Raw genomic sequence first — 18,470 nt, 5'->3', positions numbered from 1 at the left:
GGCCGCTATGGCTGCGCCAACCCGGAGCTAGCGCAGGTAGCGGGCATCAGGTTGGGGCGTGTTCCTCGATGTAGCGACGTACTTGAGCTACATCCGAATCCATCACCACCACCTTCTGTGGCAAGTCTGCCAGACCGGTCAGGTGCGCAGGCACCGGAGCGGGCTGACCAATCGCTTCTTCGATTGTCTCGGAGAACTTGGCAGGCAGCGCGGTTTCCAGCACCAGCATGGGGATGCCTTCTTCGCGGAAGTTCTGAGCCACCTTGACGGCGTCTGCCGTGTGCGGGTCGATCAGAGTCTGGTACTGCTTGTTCACCTGAGCAATGGTGTTCAGACGATCCTGGTGCGAGCTGGCACCAGCCACAAAGCCGAACTCTTCCTGGAAGCGTGGCAGATGCTCGCTCAGGTCGAATTGGCCTTCTTTGGCCAACTGCTCCCACAATGCCTTGACCTTGCTGCCATCACGGCCCAGCAAATCAAACACAAAGCGCTCGAAGTTGGAGGCACGGGAAATGTCCATGGATGGGCTGGACGTGGCGTAAGTTTGCTCGGAACCACGGGGACGATAAATACCGGTGCGGAAGAACTCTTCCAGCACGTTGTTTTCGTTGGTGGCCAGAACCAGCTTGGCGATAGGCAGCCCCATCTGACGAGCAATGTGGCCCGACAGAATATTGCCGAAGTTACCCGAAGGAACGGCAAAAGAGACTTTCTGACCCGCCTGGCTGGTGCTTCGCAGCCAGCCCCAGAAGTAGTACACCACCTGAGCCGAAATGCGGGCCCAGTTAATGGAGTTCACGGCGCCCAAATGCCATTTGGACTTGAACTCCAGATCACCCGCCAAGGCCTTGACGATGTCCTGGCAATCATCGAACACACCTTTCACCGACAGGTTGTGGATGTTTTCGTCTTGCAAGGAATACATCTGAGCGCGTTGGAAAGCACTCATGCGACCGTAAGGCGAGAGCATGAACACGCTGACGCCACGCTTGCCGCGCAAGGCGTATTCAGCCGCCGAACCCGTGTCGCCAGACGTGGCACCCACAATGTTCAAAGTGCTGTTGCGCTGTGTCAGCACGTATTCGAAAACCTGGCCCAGGAACTGCATGGCCATGTCTTTAAAAGCCAGGGTTGGGCCTTGGGACAAGCCCAGCAAGGAGAAACCGGGTTCCAGTTCCTTGACCGGTACCACCTGCTCGCTGTCGAACACGCCAGGGGCGTAAGCACGTGCCGTCAAGGCGGACAGTTCATCAGCCGGAATATCGGTGACAAACAGGCCCAGCACTTTGGCGGCCAGTTCGGGGTAGCTCAGGGCGCGCCAGGACTCCAGCGTTTCTGCACTGACTTGAGGGTAGCTTTCTGGCATGGCCAAACCGCCATCCGGAGCCAGGCCTTCCAGCAAAATGTCCGAAAATGGCTGGGCCTTCATGCCGCCACGAGTAGAGATGTAATTCATTACAGGTTCTCCACGCGCAGACGGGTCACGGCAGACTGAACAAAAGGCAGATTCTGAATCTGGCTGATCGCGCCATTAATGGCACCTTCACGTGCTTCATGCGTCAGGAAGATGATGTCAGCCTGTTCGCCAGCAGGTTCTTGGAACATGGAACCGATCGAGATCGAGGCTTGCGCCAGAATGCGAGCCACATCAGCCAGCACGCCAGGACGGTCATCCACACGCAAACGCAGGTAGTACGAGGACACCACTTCATCCATAGGCAGGATGGGCGTATCGGACATGGCGTTGTGCTGGAAGGCCAGGTAAGGCACGCGATGTTCCGGTTCTGCCGTTTGCAGACGGGTCACATCCACCAGGTCGGCCACCACCGCCGACGCGGTTGGCAAGGCGCCGGCACCGGCACCGTAGTAAACGGTTTGGCCCACGGCATCGCCATGCACCAGCACCGCGTTCATGGCACCTTGGACATTGGCCAGCATGCTTTGCAGTGGAACCAGTGTGGGGTGTACGCGCAGTTCGATACCTTCTTCACGGGCGCGGGTAATACCCAGCAGCTTGATGTTGTAGCCCAGGCGTTGTGCGTGTTGCAGGTCTTCCAGTGCCAGGCTGGTAATGCCTTCCACGTGAGCCTTGCTAAATTGCACGGGGATACCAAAGGCCAGGGAGGCCAGCAGGCTCAGCTTGTGCGCAGCGTCCACACCTTCAATGTCGAAAGTAGGATCGGCTTCGGCGTAACCCAGACGCTGGGCATCGGCCAGGGCTTCAGCAAAGCTGACACCACGGTTGCGCATTTCGGACAGGATGTAGTTGGTGGTGCCGTTGATAATGCCGGCCAGCCACTGAATACGGTTGGCCGTCAGGCCTTCGCGAATTGCCTTGATGATAGGAATACCACCGGCCACAGCGGCTTCGAAGGCCACCATGACGCTACGCTCGTGAGCAGCGGCAAAAATCTTGTTGCCATGCTTGGCCAGCAGCGCCTTGTTGGCGGTGACCACGTGCTTGCCCTGGGCAATGGCTTCCATGACCCACTCGCGTGCCAGGGTGTCGCCACCCACCAGCTCGACCACAATATCGATCTCGGGGTTGCGCACCACATCCATGCCGTCTGTGGTCAGGGTCACCTCGTCCCCCACCAGCGCGCGTGCCTTTTCCAGGTCACGCACAGCAATAGCGACCACCTCAATACGGCGACCGGCGCGGCGAGCGATTTCATCTGCATTGCGTTTCAATACGTTCCAGGTGCCGCTGCCAACCACACCCAAACCCAGCAAACCTACTTTGATAGGACTCATTGAACAAATCCGTCCTTACGGAACATTTCTTTGATGCCGCGTACCGCCTGACGGGTACGTTGCTCGTTTTCGATCAGCGCAAAGCGCACATAGTTGTCGCCATACTCACCAAAGCCGATGCCGGGGGATACGGCTACTTTGGCATCGCTCAGTAAGCGCTTGGCAAACTCCAGCGAACCGATGTCCTTGTAGAACTCGGGAATCTTGGCCCAGATATACATTGATGCCTTGGGGACATCGACCATCCAGCCTGCTTCATGCAGGCCCTTGGCCAATACATCGCGACGGCGGCGGTACTGCTCCACCACCTCGCTGACACAATCTTGTGGTCCTTCCAGCGCCGCAATAGCGGCCACCTGAATCGGTGTGAAGGTACCGTAGTCGTGATAGCTCTTGATACGTGCCAGGGCATTGACCAAGGACTCGTTCCCCACCATGAAGCCAATACGCCAGCCGGCCATATTGTAGCTTTTGCTCATGGTAAAAAACTCGACTGCGACATCGCGCGCACCTTCCACCTGCATGATGGAGGGGGCCACGTAGCCGTCAAAGGTAATGTCGGCATAGGCCAGATCGTGTACCACCAGAATATTGTGCTCGCGTGCCAGCGCCACAATACGCTCAAAAAAGGACAGTTCCACACACTGGGCCGTCGGATTGCTGGGAAAACCCAGAATCATCATTTTGGGCTTGGGAATGGACTCCCGCACGGCTTTTTCGATTTCCTCGAAAAAGTCCACGCCGGGGACCATGGGCACCGAACGGATATTCGCGCCGGCAATGACGGCACCATATATATGAATCGGGTAGCTGGGGTTGGGCACCAGAACGGTGTCGCCCTTATCCAGGGTTGCCAGCATCAAGTGGGCCAGACCTTCTTTGGAACCGATGGTAACGATCGCTTCACTATCAGGATCCAAGTGCACATTGTAGCGGCGCTCGTACCAATTGGTCACGGCTCGGCGCAGACGCGGAATGCCTTTGGAGACAGAATAACCATGAGTGTCCGGGCGGGTGGCCGCCTCGACCAGCTTTTCCACGATGTGCGCCGGTGTCGCGCCGTCCGGGTTCCCCATGGACATGTCGATAATGTCCTCGCCACGACGGCGGGCGGCCATTTTCAGCTCGCCTGTAATGTTGAACACGTAAGGCGGCAAACGCTCGATGCGCGGAAAGCGAATCATGACATTCCTTGAGAAGAAAACAGCGAAGACCCAAACCAAAAGGTGCGAAGTAAATCAAAGAGTTTAATCCATGATTGACTTACTGAGAATCACTGCAAACAGATCAGGTGCCGCATCGTCCCTGACTCTTTGCGCTATCATCGACCCTGTAACGGGAGAGACTCATCGTGCAACTGCAACGCGAACACAATCCAGCCATGAATGCCATCACCGCTTACGGTGAGGACTATGTGGCAATCAACTTTCAAAACCACGATCATTCCATCTTCTTTAGCCCTGAAGGTCCTGTGCAGGACCTGGCCATTCAAAGCGCAACCGAGCTGACAGCCCCGTTGCTGCGCCGGATTGCCGGACTGGAATCGGTCAAGCAAGACCCCATGGCCTTTCTGGACGACGCCCCGCCGGCGCGCCCTGACAACGCCCCCGAATTGATTTTGATTGGGACTGGCCAGCGCCAACACTTTCTGCACCCGGCTGTCACGCAGGAAATGCTGCAGTGGGGCATAGGTGTGGAAATCATGGATACCCAGGCCGCCGCCAGAACCTACAATATCCTCATGTCCGAAGGCCGCAAAGTTGTCGCCGCCTTACTCATACAGGAAAAAGCATGACAGCCCTACAAATTGGTGCCCCCATCCCCGACTTTTCCGTGCCCTCCACCCAGGGCGAGTTCAGCGCCGCTGACCTGAAAGGAAAAATGACAGTGTTGTACTTTTACCCCAAAGACAACACGCCGGGCTGCACCACCGAGTCCCAGAATTTCCGCGATGCCCTGACCGAATTTCAGGCTGCAGGCGCGCAAATCATTGGCGTTTCGCGCGACTCGCTCAGTTCGCACGAACGTTTTATCGACAAGCAAGCCCTGACTTTCCCTTTGCTTGCCGACACCGAAGAGCGCTTGTGCGAACTGTTTGGGGTCATGAAAATGAAAAACATGTACGGTAAACAGGTACGTGGCATCGAGCGCAGCACCTTTTTGATCGACGCCCAAGGTGTGTTGATTCAAGAATGGCGTGGCATCAAAGTGCCCGGCCACGTCCAAGCTGTATTACAGGCTGTTCAGCAAGCCGCCTGAAACCTTACCGTGCCGACTTGCAGGTCGGCACACAACCAGGAGTACGTGTTATATGCCGCTACCAACGTTGCCCACCAAGCTGGGAACCCTGCTTAGCGAAAAAGATGACAGTGTCATCCTTGCCGATCCACCCGTACCACTAGACGAACCCGACACTCCCCCCGCCAGCCCCAAAGCCGCCACCAGTAAAGCGGCTGCTACGCCACGCTCCAAAAAGCCTGCGCCCGTCAAAACGGCGCCCGCGGCCCCCGCAGCAGCGCCTGCGCCCGCCAGTGTGGCCAAAGCAGCTCCCAGCAAAAGCGCTGCCGCCAGCCCTGCCCAGGCTCCCAAGCCTGTCGCCGGCGCAGCCAGCAAACGCACCCGTCTGGCCCCCACCCAGCGCAAATTGTTTGTGCTGGATACCAACGTCTTGCTGCACGACTCCAATTCGCTGTTCAAGTTTGAAGAGCACGACATCTTCCTGCCCATGATGGTGCTGGAAGAACTGGATCACCAGAAAAAGGGCCTGTCCGAAGTCGCCCGCAATGCGCGTCAGGTCAGCCGCTCCCTGGAAGGTCTGGTGGGCGATCATGGTCTGGACAAACCCATAAATCTGGATGGCATCGGCAATACCGAAGCGCGTGGCGCCGTCACCTTCCAGACCAGCGCTCTGGATACCACCCTGCCTATCCAGCTGCCGCTGGGCAAGGCGGACAACGCCATTTTGGCCGTGGTCAATGCCCTGACCCAGAGCATGCCCAAACGCGAAGTGGTGCTGGTATCCAAAGACATCAATATGCGCCTGAAGGCCAAGGCTCTGGGCCTGCTGGCCGAAGACTACCGCCACGACCACGTACTGGATGACTCCGACTTGCTGTACGACGGGGTCATGCCCTTGCCGGACAATTTCTGGACCAAGCACGGCAAGAACATGGAGTCCTGGCAACAGGGTGGCACCACCTTCTACCGTATCAGCGGGCCGCTGTGCAGCCAGTTCATGGTCAACCAGTTCGTATTTACCGAAGGCGACGATCCCTTGTATGCCCAGGTACGCGAAACCGCTGGCAATACCGCCGTACTGGCCACCTTGCGCGACTACAGTCACGGCAAGAACAACGTCTGGGGCATTACGGCTCGCAACCGCGAACAGAACTTTGCCCTGAACCTGTTGATGAACCCGGATTTTGATTTCGTCTCCCTGCTGGGCCATGCCGGTACCGGTAAAACGCTGCTGGCCCTGGCCAGTGCGTTGACCCAAACCCTGGAGACCAAGCGCTACAACGAGATCATCATCACCCGTGCCACCGTGCCTGTCGGAGATGACATTGGCTTCCTGCCCGGTACCGAGGAAGAGAAAATGCAGCCCTGGATGGGTGCGCTGGAAGACAACCTGGAAGTCCTGCACCTGGGCACCGGCAAGTCCTCCAGCAACCTGAACAACCCACAAGGCACCGAGGCTCCGCGCAACTCCACCATGGAACTGGTGCGCTCCAAGATCAAGGTCAAATCCCTGAGCTTCATGCGCGGTCGTACCTTCATGAACAAGTTCCTGATCATCGACGAGGCGCAGAACCTGACGCCCAAGCAGATGAAAACACTGGTGACGCGCGCCGGTCCAGGAACTAAAATTGTCTGCTTGGGCAATATTGCCCAGATCGACACGCCCTACCTGACCGAGGGCAGTTCGGGGCTGACCTACGTAGTAGATCGATTCAAAGGCTGGCCGCATGCAGGCCACATTACCTTGCAACGTGGTGAGCGCTCCCGTCTGGCCGATTACGCCAGCGACGCACTCTAAACCGAATCGCTACTCACTCAAACCGGGTCCTGGACCCGGTTTTTTTTTACCGCCAGGCTGCATCAAGGCCAACAAGCACAGCAAAGACGCAGCGTGGGGGATTTTTAATGACTGTTATGAAACGTACCGCACAGCCCATCGGGCTTACCATGGGCGATGCCGCTGGCATAGGCCCGGAAATTATTGCCCGCCTGATTGTTGAAGGCTTGCCCCACCCCGCCGTGGTGTATGGCGATGCGGGCGCGCTGCGCCGTGCCCTGGCACTGATTGGCGCCGACCAGGACTGGCACGTCGAGGAAGTGGAGCAGCCTGTTTGCACGCCCAAAGGGGCGATTGCCGTCCTGAATCGCTGGCAAGCTCTACCCGAAGATCTGCCCTATGGTGAAGTTCACGCCCAGGCCGGACGCGGTGCCTACGAATACCTGTGCCATGCAATTGATGATGCCCAAGCCGGTCTGATCCGTGCCATCGTCACTGCTCCACTGAACAAGCTGGCCATGCAAAAAGGCGGTATCGATGCCCCCGGCCATACCGAGATTCTGGCCGAGCGCAGCCACACCGAGCACTACGCCATGATGCTGGCTAACGAACACTTGCGCTCCATTCTGGTCACCATTCATGAACCGCTGGCCCGTGTCCCTTCCCTGATTACTAAAGAACGCGTCTTGCAAACCATCCGGCTGGCACAGTTGGCCTGCACCCAGGCCGGGATCGCCAAGCCCCGGGTGGCTGTGGCAGGCTTGAACCCCCATGCCGGTGAGGGTGGCAAATTCGGCTCTGAGGATATTGAGCAGATCACACCGGCCATTGAACAAGCCTGCGCCGAAGGCATCCAGGCCAGCGGCCCCTGGCCTGGCGATACGATTTTCATGCGAGCTCGTCAGGGAGAGTTCGATATTGTGGTGGCCCAGTACCATGACCAGGGGCTGATTCCCATCAAGCTGCTGGGTCTGGACGAAGGCGTGAACGTGACGGTAGGTCTGCCCTTTATTCGCACCAGTGTCGACCACGGCACCGCGTACGACATTGCCGGACAGGGTAAGGCCGACGCCTCCTCCCTGGGCTATGCCTACCGTATGGCTCTTTCCATGAGCGCGCATCAAGCATGATCAAGCGCTTACCGATTGACCCGTTTTTGCTGAAGCTGTTTGCCACTGTTGCTCTTGCCAGCCTGCTGCCCGCCCAAGGTTGGGGCGTGCCTCTGTTCCAACACATCACGCAGATCGCGATTGCCCTGCTGTTCTTTCTGCATGGTGCCCGCCTGTCTCGTGAGGCTATCTGGGGCGGCTTGTCCCACTGGCGTTTGCACCTGTTGATTCTGTCCGTCACCTTTGTGCTCTTCCCTATTCTGGGCAGTGGCGTGGCGGCTGTGCTGCGTCCCTGGCTAACCGACAATCTGTACCTGGGAATTCTGTTTCTGGCTTGCCTGCCCAGCACCGTGCAATCTGCGGTGGCGCTGACCGCAATGGCTAGAGGGAATGTGCCGGTGTCGATTTGCAGCGCCTCGGCCTCCACCTTGCTGGGGGTGTTCATCACTCCCTTGCTGGTCGGCATCATGCTGGCAGGTGCCACCAGCGCCCAGGCCACCGTGTCGCTGGAGGCGGTGGGAAAGATCATGCTGCAGCTATTTTTCCCCTTTGTCTTCGGGCATATGCTGCGTCCCCTGATCGGAGCCTGGGTCATGAAGCGCCAGCAACTGCTGAAAGTCGTGGATCAGGGATCGATTCTGCTAGTGGTGTATACGGCTTTTTCAGGCGCGGTGGTGGGCGGCCTGTGGTCCTCCACCCCATTGAGTGCCTTGGGACTGATTGTGCTGTCCAACGCCGTTCTGCTGACCTTGGCGCAAGTGCTGGCCTGGAACCTGGGGCGCTGGCTGGGCTTTTCCTTTGAGGACCGTGTCAGCCTGCTAATGTGTGGTTCCAATAAAAGCCTGAGCAGCGGCATCCCGATTGCCAATGTCATTTTCCCCAGTGCCATGGTCGGGCCTATCATCTTGCCGATCATGTTGTTTCACCAGTGGCAGCTACTGGTATGTGCATGGCTGGCGAAAAGACTGGCGGCTCGGAGTGAAAACTAAGAGAACGACGAACCTCCTCGCCTGACTACCCATACACGCTGAACGATGAATAAAAAAGAGGCATACCAAGGTATGCCTCTTTTTTGTCCTGACATCTGGCAAACGGCCTCACAAGCCCGCGCACTGAAGCAGCCACTGTGCTTTTTAATTGGGCATGTAATCCAGAAAGCGCGTGCTAGCTCCGGCGAAGGTCAAGCGAACCGAACCAATCGGACCGTTACGCTGTTTACCAATAATAATTTCAGCCGTGCCTTTATCGGGCGAGTCCGGGTTGTAGACCTCGTCACGGTAAATAAACAAGATCAAGTCAGCATCCTGCTCAATAGCGCCGGATTCGCGCAAGTCACTCATCACTGGGCGCTTGTTGGGCCGTTGCTCCAGGCTTCGGTTCAACTGCGACAAAGCAATCAAGGGACAGTTCAATTCTTTGGCCAGACCTTTCAAGGAACGACTGATTTCAGAAATTTCCGTTGCCCGGTTCTCGCCACCGCTTGAGGACATCAGCTGCAAGTAGTCGATGATGATCAAGCCCAGTTGGCCACACTGTCGTGCCAGACGTCGAGCCCGTGCACGCACTTCCATGGACGACAGGCCGGGCGTTTCATCAATGTAAATCTGGGCCTCCTGCACCTGCTGCACGGCATGTGTCAGACGTGGCCAATCGTCGGCTGTCAGCTTGCCGGTACGCATACGGTGCTGGTCCAGCAAACCGACCGAACCGACCATACGCATGGCCAACTGTACCGCGCCCATTTCCATGGAGAACACGGCAACGGGCAAACCCTGGGCAATCGCAACGTGCTCGCCAATATTCATGGAGAACGAAGTTTTACCCATGGAAGGACGACCCGCCACAATCACCAGGTCGCCTGGCTGCAAGCCTGACGTCATCTTGTCCAGGTCAATAAAGCCAGTTGGCACCCCGGTTACTTCCGAGTCGCCTTCGCGGTGATACAGCTCGTCAATACGTTCCACCACCTGGCTTAGCAGGGGCTGGATTTCCAGAAAGCCCTGCGAACCACGCGCCCCTTCCTGGGCAATCTGAAACACACGGGTTTCCGCCTCGTCCAGAATCTGCCGGGCCTCCTTGCCCTGCGGATTGAAGGCGGCCGAGGAAATATCATCAGCAACGGTGACCAGCTTGCGCAGCGTGGAACGTTCGCGAACGATCTCGGCGTAGCGACGAATATTGGCCGCCGATGGCGTGTTGTGAGCCAGAGCATTCAAATAGGCCAGCCCACCCACCTCTTCCTGCTTGCCTGCAACCGACAAGGACTCAAAGACCGTGACGACGTCAGCAGGACGGGCCAGACCAATCAAGCGGGTAATGTGTTGCCAGATCAGCTTGTGATCAAAACGATAAAAATCCTCGTCGGTGACAATATCGGCCACCCGGTCAAACGCGGCATTATCGAGCAACAAGCCACCGAGCACCGACTGCTCCGCCTCAATGGAATGAGGCGGGACCCTGAGGTAATCCAGCGTTGAATCGGATTTGGCTGACTTGCTTTCCATGCATATACCTTCAAATCAAGGAAAAAAATCGACGCCGCAGGCAACAGAATGTGTTGTGCGGGCTTGAACAGTATGTGTATCTGGGGTCAGAACAGTCAGGCTCAACAGCGTGCTGGGCCGACAGGACCGAATGCGGCAATACAGTCACGCCGCAGGCGTGCTGGCTCTCTTCAAACAGAATGAAGAGAAAACAAAAAAGCCGGCTTGCACCGGCTTTTTTGAGCTTGGCAGATACACTCCATGAAAGAATGTACCATGCGTCAACGCGCTAGGCTTAGGCTACGTCGCCTTGAACCACAACGTTGATTTCAGCGATCACGTCAGGGTGCAGAACAACCTGAACGGGGTACTCGCCAATGGCTTTCAGGTGACCGTCTGGCAGACGAACCTGAGTCTTGACCAGGTCGGCAAAGCCGGCATTTTGCAATGCATTGGCGATGTCCATGGTGGTCACGGAACCAAACAAACGACCGTCCACGCCGGCTTTTTGAACCAGGGTGAAAGCTTGGCCGTTCAACTTTTCGTTCTGAGCCTGAGCAGCGGCCAGCTTTTCAGCTTGCAGCTTTTCCAGTTCGGCACGGCGTGCTTCGAACTCTTGCAGAGCGGCAGCCGTAGCACGGCGAGCAACTTTGCGTGGCAGCAGGAAATTACGGGCGTAACCATCACGTACGCGCACAACGTCACCCAGATTACCCAGGTTGGCGACTTTTTCGAGCAAAATAACTTGCATGACTAAGGTTCCTCTGGATTATTTGTGGTTGTCGGTGTACGGCAACAGAGCCAGGAAACGAGCGCGCTTGACAGCGGTGTCCAGCTGACGCTGGTAGTGAGCTTTGGTGCCCGTCAAACGTGCAGGGATGATCTTGCCATTTTCCTGGATGAAATCACGCAGGGTGTCCAGATCTTTGTAATCAATTTCTTCAACGCCAGCGACGGTGAAGCGGCAGAATTTGCGGCGCTTGAACAGTGGGTTCTGTTGTGCAAATTTGCGTTTTTTGTCTTTGCCTCTACGGAAAGCCATTTTGTGCCTCGTTAGTAACCGGGCTATACCCGGAAGAATTCAGTGTGAAGCGAGGTGTTGAACACTTCGCGACGATCGAGCCAAACCAGTCAAACCGTAACAGAGCCTTGTCCCGGAAAGTGACGCTGATATTGCTGTACATGCAGCACCAGACGCGTCGAACCTTTACGGGCTGGGGCAATAAAACCTTGTAGCTGCAAACGGGCTCCCAAAGGAGTGTCTGCCAGACCCAGTGCATTATTTCCCAAAGCCACTACCTGCATCGTCAAAGCGATTTGCCGGGAGTGACCGGCTTCCATTACGGAAGATTCGTGTTCCAGGACCAATTCCAGAGCTGGGACACCAGCCGGCGTATAACGCAAGGGCTTGATGTCGACAAGCTGACCGGCAAGAGAGAACTGGTTCACGTAGTCGGAGCTATTACTCTTCAGCTTGAGCTTCGGCTTCAGCAGCTGCAGGAGCGCTGGCTTCAGTACTTGCTTTACGTGCTTCTTCGCGTTCGACGGACTTCATCATGACCGAAGCGCCTTCAGGGGCTTTCTTCGTGCCAGCGACGAGGTAACGCAAGATAGCGTCGTTGTAGCGGAAGGAATGCTCCAGCTCGTCCAGGGTGGACTGACCGCATTCGATGTTCAGGCACACGTAGTGAGCCTTGACCAGTTTCTGGATTGGGTAAGCCAGTTGACGGCGGCCCCAGTCTTCCAGACGATGAATAGCACCGCCTTCGGAAGTAACAATCGCCGAATAGCGCTCGATCATGGCGGGCACTTGCTCGCTTTGATCGGGATGCACAATGAACACTACTTCGTAGTGACGCATGGAACAACTCCTTGTGGATATCGCCTACTACCCGCTGTAAAACCAGTCAGGCACCAAGCGCGACAGCCCGCCCATTCAATCCGGGTCGAGCAAGAAACCATAGATACTAGCACCAAGAAAGGCTGGCTGACAAGCCAAAAGCCTTAGCCCTGCACGCTTGCGTAGGCAGAGTGATTATGAATCGACTCAAAATTCTCGGCTTCGATGCTATAACGCAACACTCCGGGCAAGCTGCGCACGCTGACGGCTACATCACGCACCAGATCTTCGACGAATTTGGGATTGTCGTACGCGTATTCGGTAACGTACTTTTCGTCAGTGCGCTTGAGCAAGCCCCACAGCTGGCAGGACGCCTGCTCTTCAACCGATTTGATCAGCGTAGGCAAGTCCAGCGTAGCCGGATCCGCAAACACGGCCTGCACGGTAACGTGCGAGCGCTGATTATGCGCACCGTACTCTGAAATTGCCTTGGAGCACGGGCACAGGCTGGTAACCGGAACCAGCACGGACAACTCAAATTCAGGCTGGGCATCCACACCGACACGTGCTGTCCAGCTGACGGTGTAATCCATCAGGCTGGCCACACCGGATACGGGCGCCACTTTTTCCAGGAAAACGGGGAAGGTGGCTGTCATGTCGCCACGCCCGGCATTGAGCAAAGGCAACATGGCCTGGGCCATCTGCACAAAACCAGCGGGCGTCATGGCTTGACGGCGGTACTCTTCCAGCAAAGCCACAAAGCGCGACATATGGGTGCCTTTTTCTTCGGGCGGCAAGGCCACCGTCAACTCCCATTGCGCCACGGTGGGCACGGCCTGCCCTTGCAGGTCCAGCATCATCGGATGCCGCACCCCGCGCACACCCACGCGCTGAATCGCAACACGGCGTGTATCCGTGCTGCTTTGCACATCTGGCATGGCCAAAGGCGATTCCGACACTGTATTCATATCCATCAGGTTCAGCTACGACAGAGCCGCAACCGTAAATAAAAACAATAATGAATTATTATCTTACGCTTATCGCAAGCGAGGTTCGATAACCTTAATAAGAACGCGCATATTGGGGTATTTAAACCCTAAACTGTGCAGAAATTGCCTCATGCCTCAAGCAAACTTGAGAAACGTTCACGAATGGAGCGCTCGATGCCTACGGCATCCAGGCCCAGATCCTGAGCAATTTTCTTCTGATCGCCGTGATCGATGAACTCGTCGGGGTAGCCCAGTTGCAATACCGGCATTACCAGCGCTTCACGGCTGACAAACTCCAGCACCGCGCTGCCTGCGCCACCCATCAAACAGCCCTCTTCCACGGTCACAAATGCCTGATGGCTTTGTGCCAGCTCTTGCAGCAAGGCATCGTCCATAGGTTTTACAAAACGCATGTCTACCACGGTAGCGTCCAGAACCTCGGCTGCTTTCAGCGCCTCGTGCAACACGGGACCAAAAGCCAGAATGGCCAGGCTCTTGCCCTGACGGCGCAGATTGGCCTTGCCCAGCGGCACGGTATGGAGCTCCTGATCCACTTCAGCACCGATACCCGCTCCGCGCGGATAGCGCACCGAGCTGGGCCCTGGGTGCTGATAACAACAGGTCAGCAGCAAGCGGGTTTCGTTTTCGTCCGACGGCGTGGCCACCACCATGTTCGGAATGCAGCGCAGAAAGGCGATGTCGTAATTACCGGCATGCGTTGCCCCGTCTGCGCCCACAATACCGGCGCGATCCAGCGCAAAAGTGACATCCAGATTCTGCAGGGCTACATCATGAATCAGTTGATCGTAGCCGCGCTGCAGGAAGGTAGAGTAAATCGCCACCACTGGCTTTTGCCCCTCACAGGCCAAACCACCGGCAAAGGTCACGGCGTGCTGCTCGGCAATGCCCACATCGAAATAACGACGGGGGAATTGTTGCTCGAACTCCACCATGCCACTACCTTCACGCATGGCGGGAGTAATACCGTACAGACGTTGGTCCTGCCTGGCCATATCGCACAGCCACTGACCGAAAATCTGTGTAAAGGTAGGGCGCGGCTTGGTCGTAGGCGTCACCAAACCCACAGAAGGATCGAATTTGCCTGGACCGTGGTAGAGCACCGGATCGGCTTCAGCCAGCTTGTAGCCCTGCCCTTTACGGGTCACCACATGCAGGAACTGCAAACCACCCAGATCACGCAGATTGCTCAAGGTAGAGACCAGCGCATCCAGATCGTGGCCATCAATCGGGCCTACGTAGTTAAAACCCAGCTCTTCAAACAACGTGGCCGGAGACAGAATCCCCTTGGCGTGGCCTTCAAACTTGCGCGCCAGCTCCAGCACAGGCGGGACATGCTGCAAGACAGTACGGCCTACATTCTTGGCAGCGGCGTAGAACCGGCCCGACATCAGGCGAGCCAGATAATGATTCAGGGCCCCTACAGGCGGGGAGATTGACATGTCGTTGTCGTTCAACACCACCAGCACATTTACATCGGGCGTCACACCGGCATTGTTCAGGGCTTCAAACGCCATACCGGCCGTCATCGCGCCATCACCGATCACGGCAATGTGCTGACGCTCGATCCCGGCATTGCGCGAGGCCACGGCCATACCCAGCACTGCGGAAATCGAGGTTGAGGAATGTGCCGTACCAAAGTCGTCATACTCGGACTCGGAACGCTTGGGAAAACCGGAAATGCCATCTTGCTGACGCAAGCTACCCATCTGATCGCGGCGGCCAGTCAGAATCTTGTGCGGATAGGACTGGTGGCCCACGTCCCACACGATACGGTCGTGGGGAGTCTCGAACACATAGTGCAAGGCGGTGGTCAATTCAACCGTGCCCAGATTGGACGACAAATGCCCACCGGTTTTGGATACGGATTGCAGAACAAACTCGCGCAGTTGTCGTGCCAGCTCGGGAAGATCACGTTGATCAAGCTGGCGCAAGTCGGCGGGAGACTGGATCTGCTCTAGGGAAACGGTTGTCATACTAAAGACGTCTATCCGGGCAAATAAGTGAAACGACTGTCTAAAAACAATCGCCAATCGGCTATTGTAAAACGCTTCGCGGCCTGTGCCAAAGTAGCACAGGCCCGCGTCGCTTAATGATTGCGACCCACGATGTAATCAGCCAGTTGCGTCAGACGTGCCGCAGCAGGTCCCAAAGGACGCAAGGCCAACTGGGCCTGCTCATTCAGAGCACCGAGCAACTCGCGCGATCCGTCCATACCCAGGATGGAGACATAGGTGGGCTTGTTATCGGCGGCATCTTTGCCAGCCGTCTTGCCCAGCGTGGCGGTGTCAGCCGTCACATCCAGAATATCGTCCACGACCTGGAAGGCCAGACCGACTGCCTGGGCGTACTCCTCCAAACCATTACGCACGGTAGAGGAAGCACCCGCCACAATACCACCCAGCAAAACGCTGGCTTGCAACATGGCGCCAGTTTTCATGCTGTGCATCTCTTGCAACTGATCACGGTCCAGGGCAATGCCCACGCTGGCGCAATCAATAGCCTGACCACCGGCCATACCGGCACTGCCGGCGGCCTGCGCCAACTGGGTAATGGCTTGCACAATCAGCGCAGGGGCAATCGGCATTTGTGCCAACAACTCAAAGGCCAAGGGCTGCAAAGCATCGCCAGCCAGCATGGCGCACGCTTCATCAAACTGAACATGGGTGGTTGGGCGACCACGCCGCAATTTGTCGTCATCCATGCACGGCAAGTCGTCGTGAACCAGCGAGTAGGCGTGGATCAATTCCACCGCCGCCGCTGCCAACTCCAATGCTTTCAATTGGGCAGCGGCCATGGGCTTGCCTTGCAAGGCAGCCTCACCGGCGGCATACACCAAGGCAGCGCGCACGCGCTTGCCACCACCCAGCACGGAGTAGCGCATGGCTTCGTGCAAACGAGCAGGTTCCTGGCTGACAGGGGGCAGCAATTGTTCCAGTACGGTCTCAGTCTGCTCAACCCGCGCCTGCAGCCAATCAGAAAAACTGGTAGAACTCATCTTAACTATCTCCAACAGCTTCATCCCCGGACAAGGGGCGCAGCAGATTGCCTTGCAATACGCTGACTTGTTCTTGTGCAAGGTCCAGCTTGCGCTGACACAATTGGGCTAACTCCACGCCCTGCTCGTAAGCTTGCAAAGCCTGCTCCAGCGGCAATGCCCCGCTTTCCATGCGAGCGACCAGCGCTTCCAGTTGTGCCAGAGCGGACTCGAAATCCTGCTGGGCTGGCGCCTGGGCGCTTTGATTATCATCGCGAGATTTAACCATAACTATTCCTGATCAATGAGGGCCGTCAGGACTGGCTGAGACCCAATTGGAAGTGGCATTGTACGGGAGGCGGCGGCTTGCTGCCCTTCCCAAGGAGTACTTTCTACTTTGGGACCGCTCCACAGCAAAAAAGCCGCTCCGGAGCGGCTTTCTCAGCACCAGAAACTCAGGGCATTGAACTAGCTGCGCGCAACAGGTCGGCTGGCGTCACTCACCCATTCACTCCAGGAGCCGGGATAAATGCTGGAGCCAGACAGACCGGCCAACTCCATGGCAAAAAGATTGTGACAAGCTGTAATACCGGAACCACACTGGTGCACAACCATCTCTGCCGAAATCGCTCCCAGCAAGTCCTGAAACTCCTGGCGCAGCTGATCGGCCGGTTTGAAACGCCCCTGTTCACCCAGATTATTCAGATGCGACCGATTAAGCGCATCGGGGATATGACCTGCGACCGGGTCCATCGGTTCCACGTCACCGCGATATCGCTCGGCAGCACGTGCGTCCAATACGGTAAAGATAGGTTTGGACAGGTTTTTCAGTACCTGCTCGGTCTGCACAGTAGGCATGGCAGCCTGCTCAGGCACACTCAATTTAGCAGCTGCTGGTACAGGCTTGGCCGGGCCGCTTTCTTCGGCTCCGCCCAACTGCTGCCAGGCCTGCCAGCCCCCATCCAGAATGGCGACTTGAGGATGCCCCAACCAGCGCAGCATCCACCACATATGGCTGGCGAATAAAGAACCTTGGGCGTCGTAGACCACGACCTGCATACCATCACGCAAGCCGTTTTTCTGCAAAAGCTGCGCCAGCTCCTGACGGCTGGGCAAAGGATGACGGCCATTCAGACCCGTCTTGGGTGCAGCCAGATCCAGCTCGTGATCCAGAAACACGGCACCCGGAATATGCCCCTGTTCGTAAGCGCGTCGTCCTGCCTGATGGTCGGCCAAATCATGGCGTACATCCAGAATCAGCCACTCCGAATTATTCAGATTGGCCTGGACCTGCTCTGCGCTAATCAGAAATTCAAACACGTTCTGCCTCCTTGACGGGAGCCTGCTCCGCTGTCGCGGCCTGACCTCGCAAGATACGATCCTCGCTGTAGGTACGCCAGGCCGACAACAGACCAGACCCAATAATCAATGCCATACCTGCCCAAGCTAACCAGTCAGGCACATCACCCCAGAAAGCAATGCCAATCAGGGCGGCGAAAATAATGGTGGTGTATTGCAAGGCTGCGGTCAACAAGGCCGAGCCCAAGCCAAAAGCACGCGTCATGGTCAATTGCCCGAACAAGCCGGACAGGCCCACGCCCAGCAAGGCCAGCCACGCGCGCCAGCTCAGCTCGCGCCAGCCTTCCCACAAAAGTCCAACCAGGCTGGAACAGACGACAAAACAGGAGAACAGCAGCACGGTGCGCCATTCCGGCTCGCCAGAGCGCCCCAGGGCACGTACCTGCATCATGGCCACCGCGCTCAAGGCGCCGGCACACAGGCCCAGCATGGCGGCCCACCATTGGTCTGGCGTAATGCTGGGGCGCAGGACACCGATCACGCCCATAAAGCCCAGCAACACGGCAATCAGACGCACTGGGTCACGCTGGGTGCCACCCCAGGCAAGCATCCAGAACGCAATAAACAAGGGAGCGGTGTAGTTCAGGCTGACCGCGGTGGACAAGGGCAGATTAGCCAGAGCCAGAAAGCCCAGCCACATGGAACTGACCCCGGAGACATTACGCCGGACATGCAGTTTCCAGCTTTGAGGAGCCAGCCTCAAACCACGGCTTTTAGCCCAGAACACCAGAAGAAGAACCGAGGGCACACCCCGGAACAAAACAATTTGCGCCATCGACGCCCCGGCATCGGCGGACACTTTGACACAGGCCCCCATAATGGCAAACATGGCGCAGGCTACCAGCATCCATAATGACTGCATGTGATCAAACCAGATTCAGTAATAAGGGAAAGCCATTACTATACTCCCCACCTTGTAAAAGTGG

19 protein-coding genes are annotated in these 18,470 nt (G+C 57.0%); 5 read left to right on the top strand and 14 right to left on the bottom strand.

Going from position 1 to position 18,470, the window contains the following annotated elements:
• Positions 1–46 precede the first annotated feature (46 nt).
• Genes thrC through alaC form a run of 3 tightly spaced genes read right to left on the bottom strand, consistent with a single transcriptional unit; the run spans position 47 to position 3,938 of the window.
• Positions 47–1,456, bottom strand: coding sequence for a threonine synthase (thrC, locus tag OSH04_RS17955; RefSeq protein ID WP_060185754.1), 1,410 nt, complete (start codon positions 1,454–1,456; stop codon positions 47–49).
• A complete protein-coding gene (locus OSH04_RS17950; RefSeq protein WP_022983573.1) occupies positions 1,456–2,754 on the bottom strand; it encodes a homoserine dehydrogenase in 1,299 nt (432 codons plus the stop codon). The genes thrC and OSH04_RS17950 overlap by 1 nt, the downstream gene beginning before the upstream one ends.
• On the bottom strand, positions 2,751–3,938 hold the full coding sequence (gene alaC / locus OSH04_RS17945; protein WP_026484343.1) for an alanine transaminase: 1,188 nt from the start codon (positions 3,936–3,938) through the stop codon (positions 2,751–2,753). Before alaC ends, OSH04_RS17950 begins: the two co-directional genes overlap by 4 nt.
• 167 nt (positions 3,939–4,105) lie before the next feature.
• On the opposite strand from alaC, the gene OSH04_RS17940 reads away from it, so the two are divergent.
• From OSH04_RS17940 to OSH04_RS17920, 5 genes are all read left to right on the top strand, one after another.
• Entirely contained in the window at positions 4,106–4,549 is a 444-nt protein-coding gene (locus OSH04_RS17940) for an Mth938-like domain-containing protein (protein ID WP_009457563.1), read from the top strand.
• The gene (locus OSH04_RS17935; RefSeq protein WP_088450767.1) at positions 4,546–5,013 is read left to right on the top strand and encodes a peroxiredoxin; all 468 of its coding nucleotides are present in this window, start codon (positions 4,546–4,548) and stop codon (positions 5,011–5,013) included. Before OSH04_RS17940 ends, OSH04_RS17935 begins: the two co-directional genes overlap by 4 nt.
• A 52-nt stretch (positions 5,014–5,065) precedes the next feature.
• Positions 5,066–6,790: a PhoH family protein gene (locus OSH04_RS17930; RefSeq protein WP_257113171.1), complete on the top strand. Its 1,725-nt coding sequence runs from the start codon at positions 5,066–5,068 to the stop codon at positions 6,788–6,790.
• A 116-nt stretch (positions 6,791–6,906) separates the two neighbouring features.
• Positions 6,907–7,899, top strand: a complete 993-nt coding sequence (gene pdxA, locus OSH04_RS17925; RefSeq protein WP_266108999.1) for a 4-hydroxythreonine-4-phosphate dehydrogenase PdxA — start codon at positions 6,907–6,909, stop codon at positions 7,897–7,899.
• The gene (locus OSH04_RS17920) at positions 7,896–8,867 is read left to right on the top strand and encodes a bile acid:sodium symporter family protein (RefSeq protein ID WP_088450771.1); all 972 of its coding nucleotides are present in this window, start codon (positions 7,896–7,898) and stop codon (positions 8,865–8,867) included. The genes pdxA and OSH04_RS17920 overlap by 4 nt, the downstream gene beginning before the upstream one ends.
• A gap of 144 nt (positions 8,868–9,011) precedes the next feature.
• Here OSH04_RS17920 and OSH04_RS17915 read toward each other — a convergent pair whose 3' ends face one another.
• The 11 genes from OSH04_RS17915 to OSH04_RS17865 form a co-directional block, all read right to left on the bottom strand.
• Positions 9,012–10,382 (bottom strand): replicative DNA helicase, encoded by a 1,371-nt coding sequence (locus OSH04_RS17915; RefSeq protein ID WP_009457570.1) that lies wholly within the window; start codon positions 10,380–10,382, stop codon positions 9,012–9,014.
• A 274-nt stretch (positions 10,383–10,656) separates the two neighbouring features.
• A complete protein-coding gene (gene rplI, locus OSH04_RS17910) occupies positions 10,657–11,112 on the bottom strand; it encodes a 50S ribosomal protein L9 (protein ID WP_009457571.1) in 456 nt (151 codons plus the stop codon).
• A gap of 18 nt (positions 11,113–11,130) precedes the next feature.
• A complete protein-coding gene (rpsR, locus tag OSH04_RS17905; RefSeq protein ID WP_003802444.1) occupies positions 11,131–11,403 on the bottom strand; it encodes a 30S ribosomal protein S18 in 273 nt (90 codons plus the stop codon).
• Positions 11,404–11,492: 89 nt separating this feature from the next.
• The gene (priB, locus tag OSH04_RS17900) at positions 11,493–11,810 is read right to left on the bottom strand and encodes a primosomal replication protein N (protein WP_009457572.1); all 318 of its coding nucleotides are present in this window, start codon (positions 11,808–11,810) and stop codon (positions 11,493–11,495) included.
• A gap of 13 nt (positions 11,811–11,823) precedes the next feature.
• Positions 11,824–12,222, bottom strand: coding sequence for a 30S ribosomal protein S6 (gene rpsF / locus OSH04_RS17895; protein WP_026484337.1), 399 nt, complete (start codon positions 12,220–12,222; stop codon positions 11,824–11,826).
• A 143-nt stretch (positions 12,223–12,365) separates the two neighbouring features.
• Positions 12,366–13,169: a GTP cyclohydrolase FolE2 gene (gene folE2, locus OSH04_RS17890; protein WP_022983570.1), complete on the bottom strand. Its 804-nt coding sequence runs from the start codon at positions 13,167–13,169 to the stop codon at positions 12,366–12,368.
• Between the two features lie 149 nt (positions 13,170–13,318).
• Complete coding sequence (dxs, locus tag OSH04_RS17885) at positions 13,319–15,184, bottom strand: 1-deoxy-D-xylulose-5-phosphate synthase (protein ID WP_266108984.1); 1,866 nt, start codon at positions 15,182–15,184, stop codon at positions 13,319–13,321.
• A gap of 113 nt (positions 15,185–15,297) precedes the next feature.
• Entirely contained in the window at positions 15,298–16,206 is a 909-nt protein-coding gene (locus tag OSH04_RS17880) for a polyprenyl synthetase family protein (protein ID WP_022983568.1), read from the bottom strand.
• A gap of 1 nt (position 16,207) precedes the next feature.
• Positions 16,208–16,474, bottom strand: coding sequence for an exodeoxyribonuclease VII small subunit (locus OSH04_RS17875; protein WP_003802451.1), 267 nt, complete (start codon positions 16,472–16,474; stop codon positions 16,208–16,210).
• Between the two features lie 179 nt (positions 16,475–16,653).
• On the bottom strand, positions 16,654–17,505 hold the full coding sequence (locus tag OSH04_RS17870; protein WP_060185750.1) for a sulfurtransferase: 852 nt from the start codon (positions 17,503–17,505) through the stop codon (positions 16,654–16,656).
• A complete protein-coding gene (locus tag OSH04_RS17865; RefSeq protein ID WP_080655545.1) occupies positions 17,498–18,406 on the bottom strand; it encodes a DMT family transporter in 909 nt (302 codons plus the stop codon). Before OSH04_RS17865 ends, OSH04_RS17870 begins: the two co-directional genes overlap by 8 nt.
• Positions 18,407–18,470: the final 64 nt, after the last annotated feature.

It is taken from the genome of Alcaligenes nematophilus, assembly GCF_026344155.1.
Taxonomy (GTDB): Bacteria; Pseudomonadota; Gammaproteobacteria; order Burkholderiales; family Burkholderiaceae_B; genus Alcaligenes; species Alcaligenes phenolicus.
The sequence above is the reverse complement of the archived record's forward strand: the minus strand, read 5'-3'. Positions and strand labels throughout refer to the sequence as shown.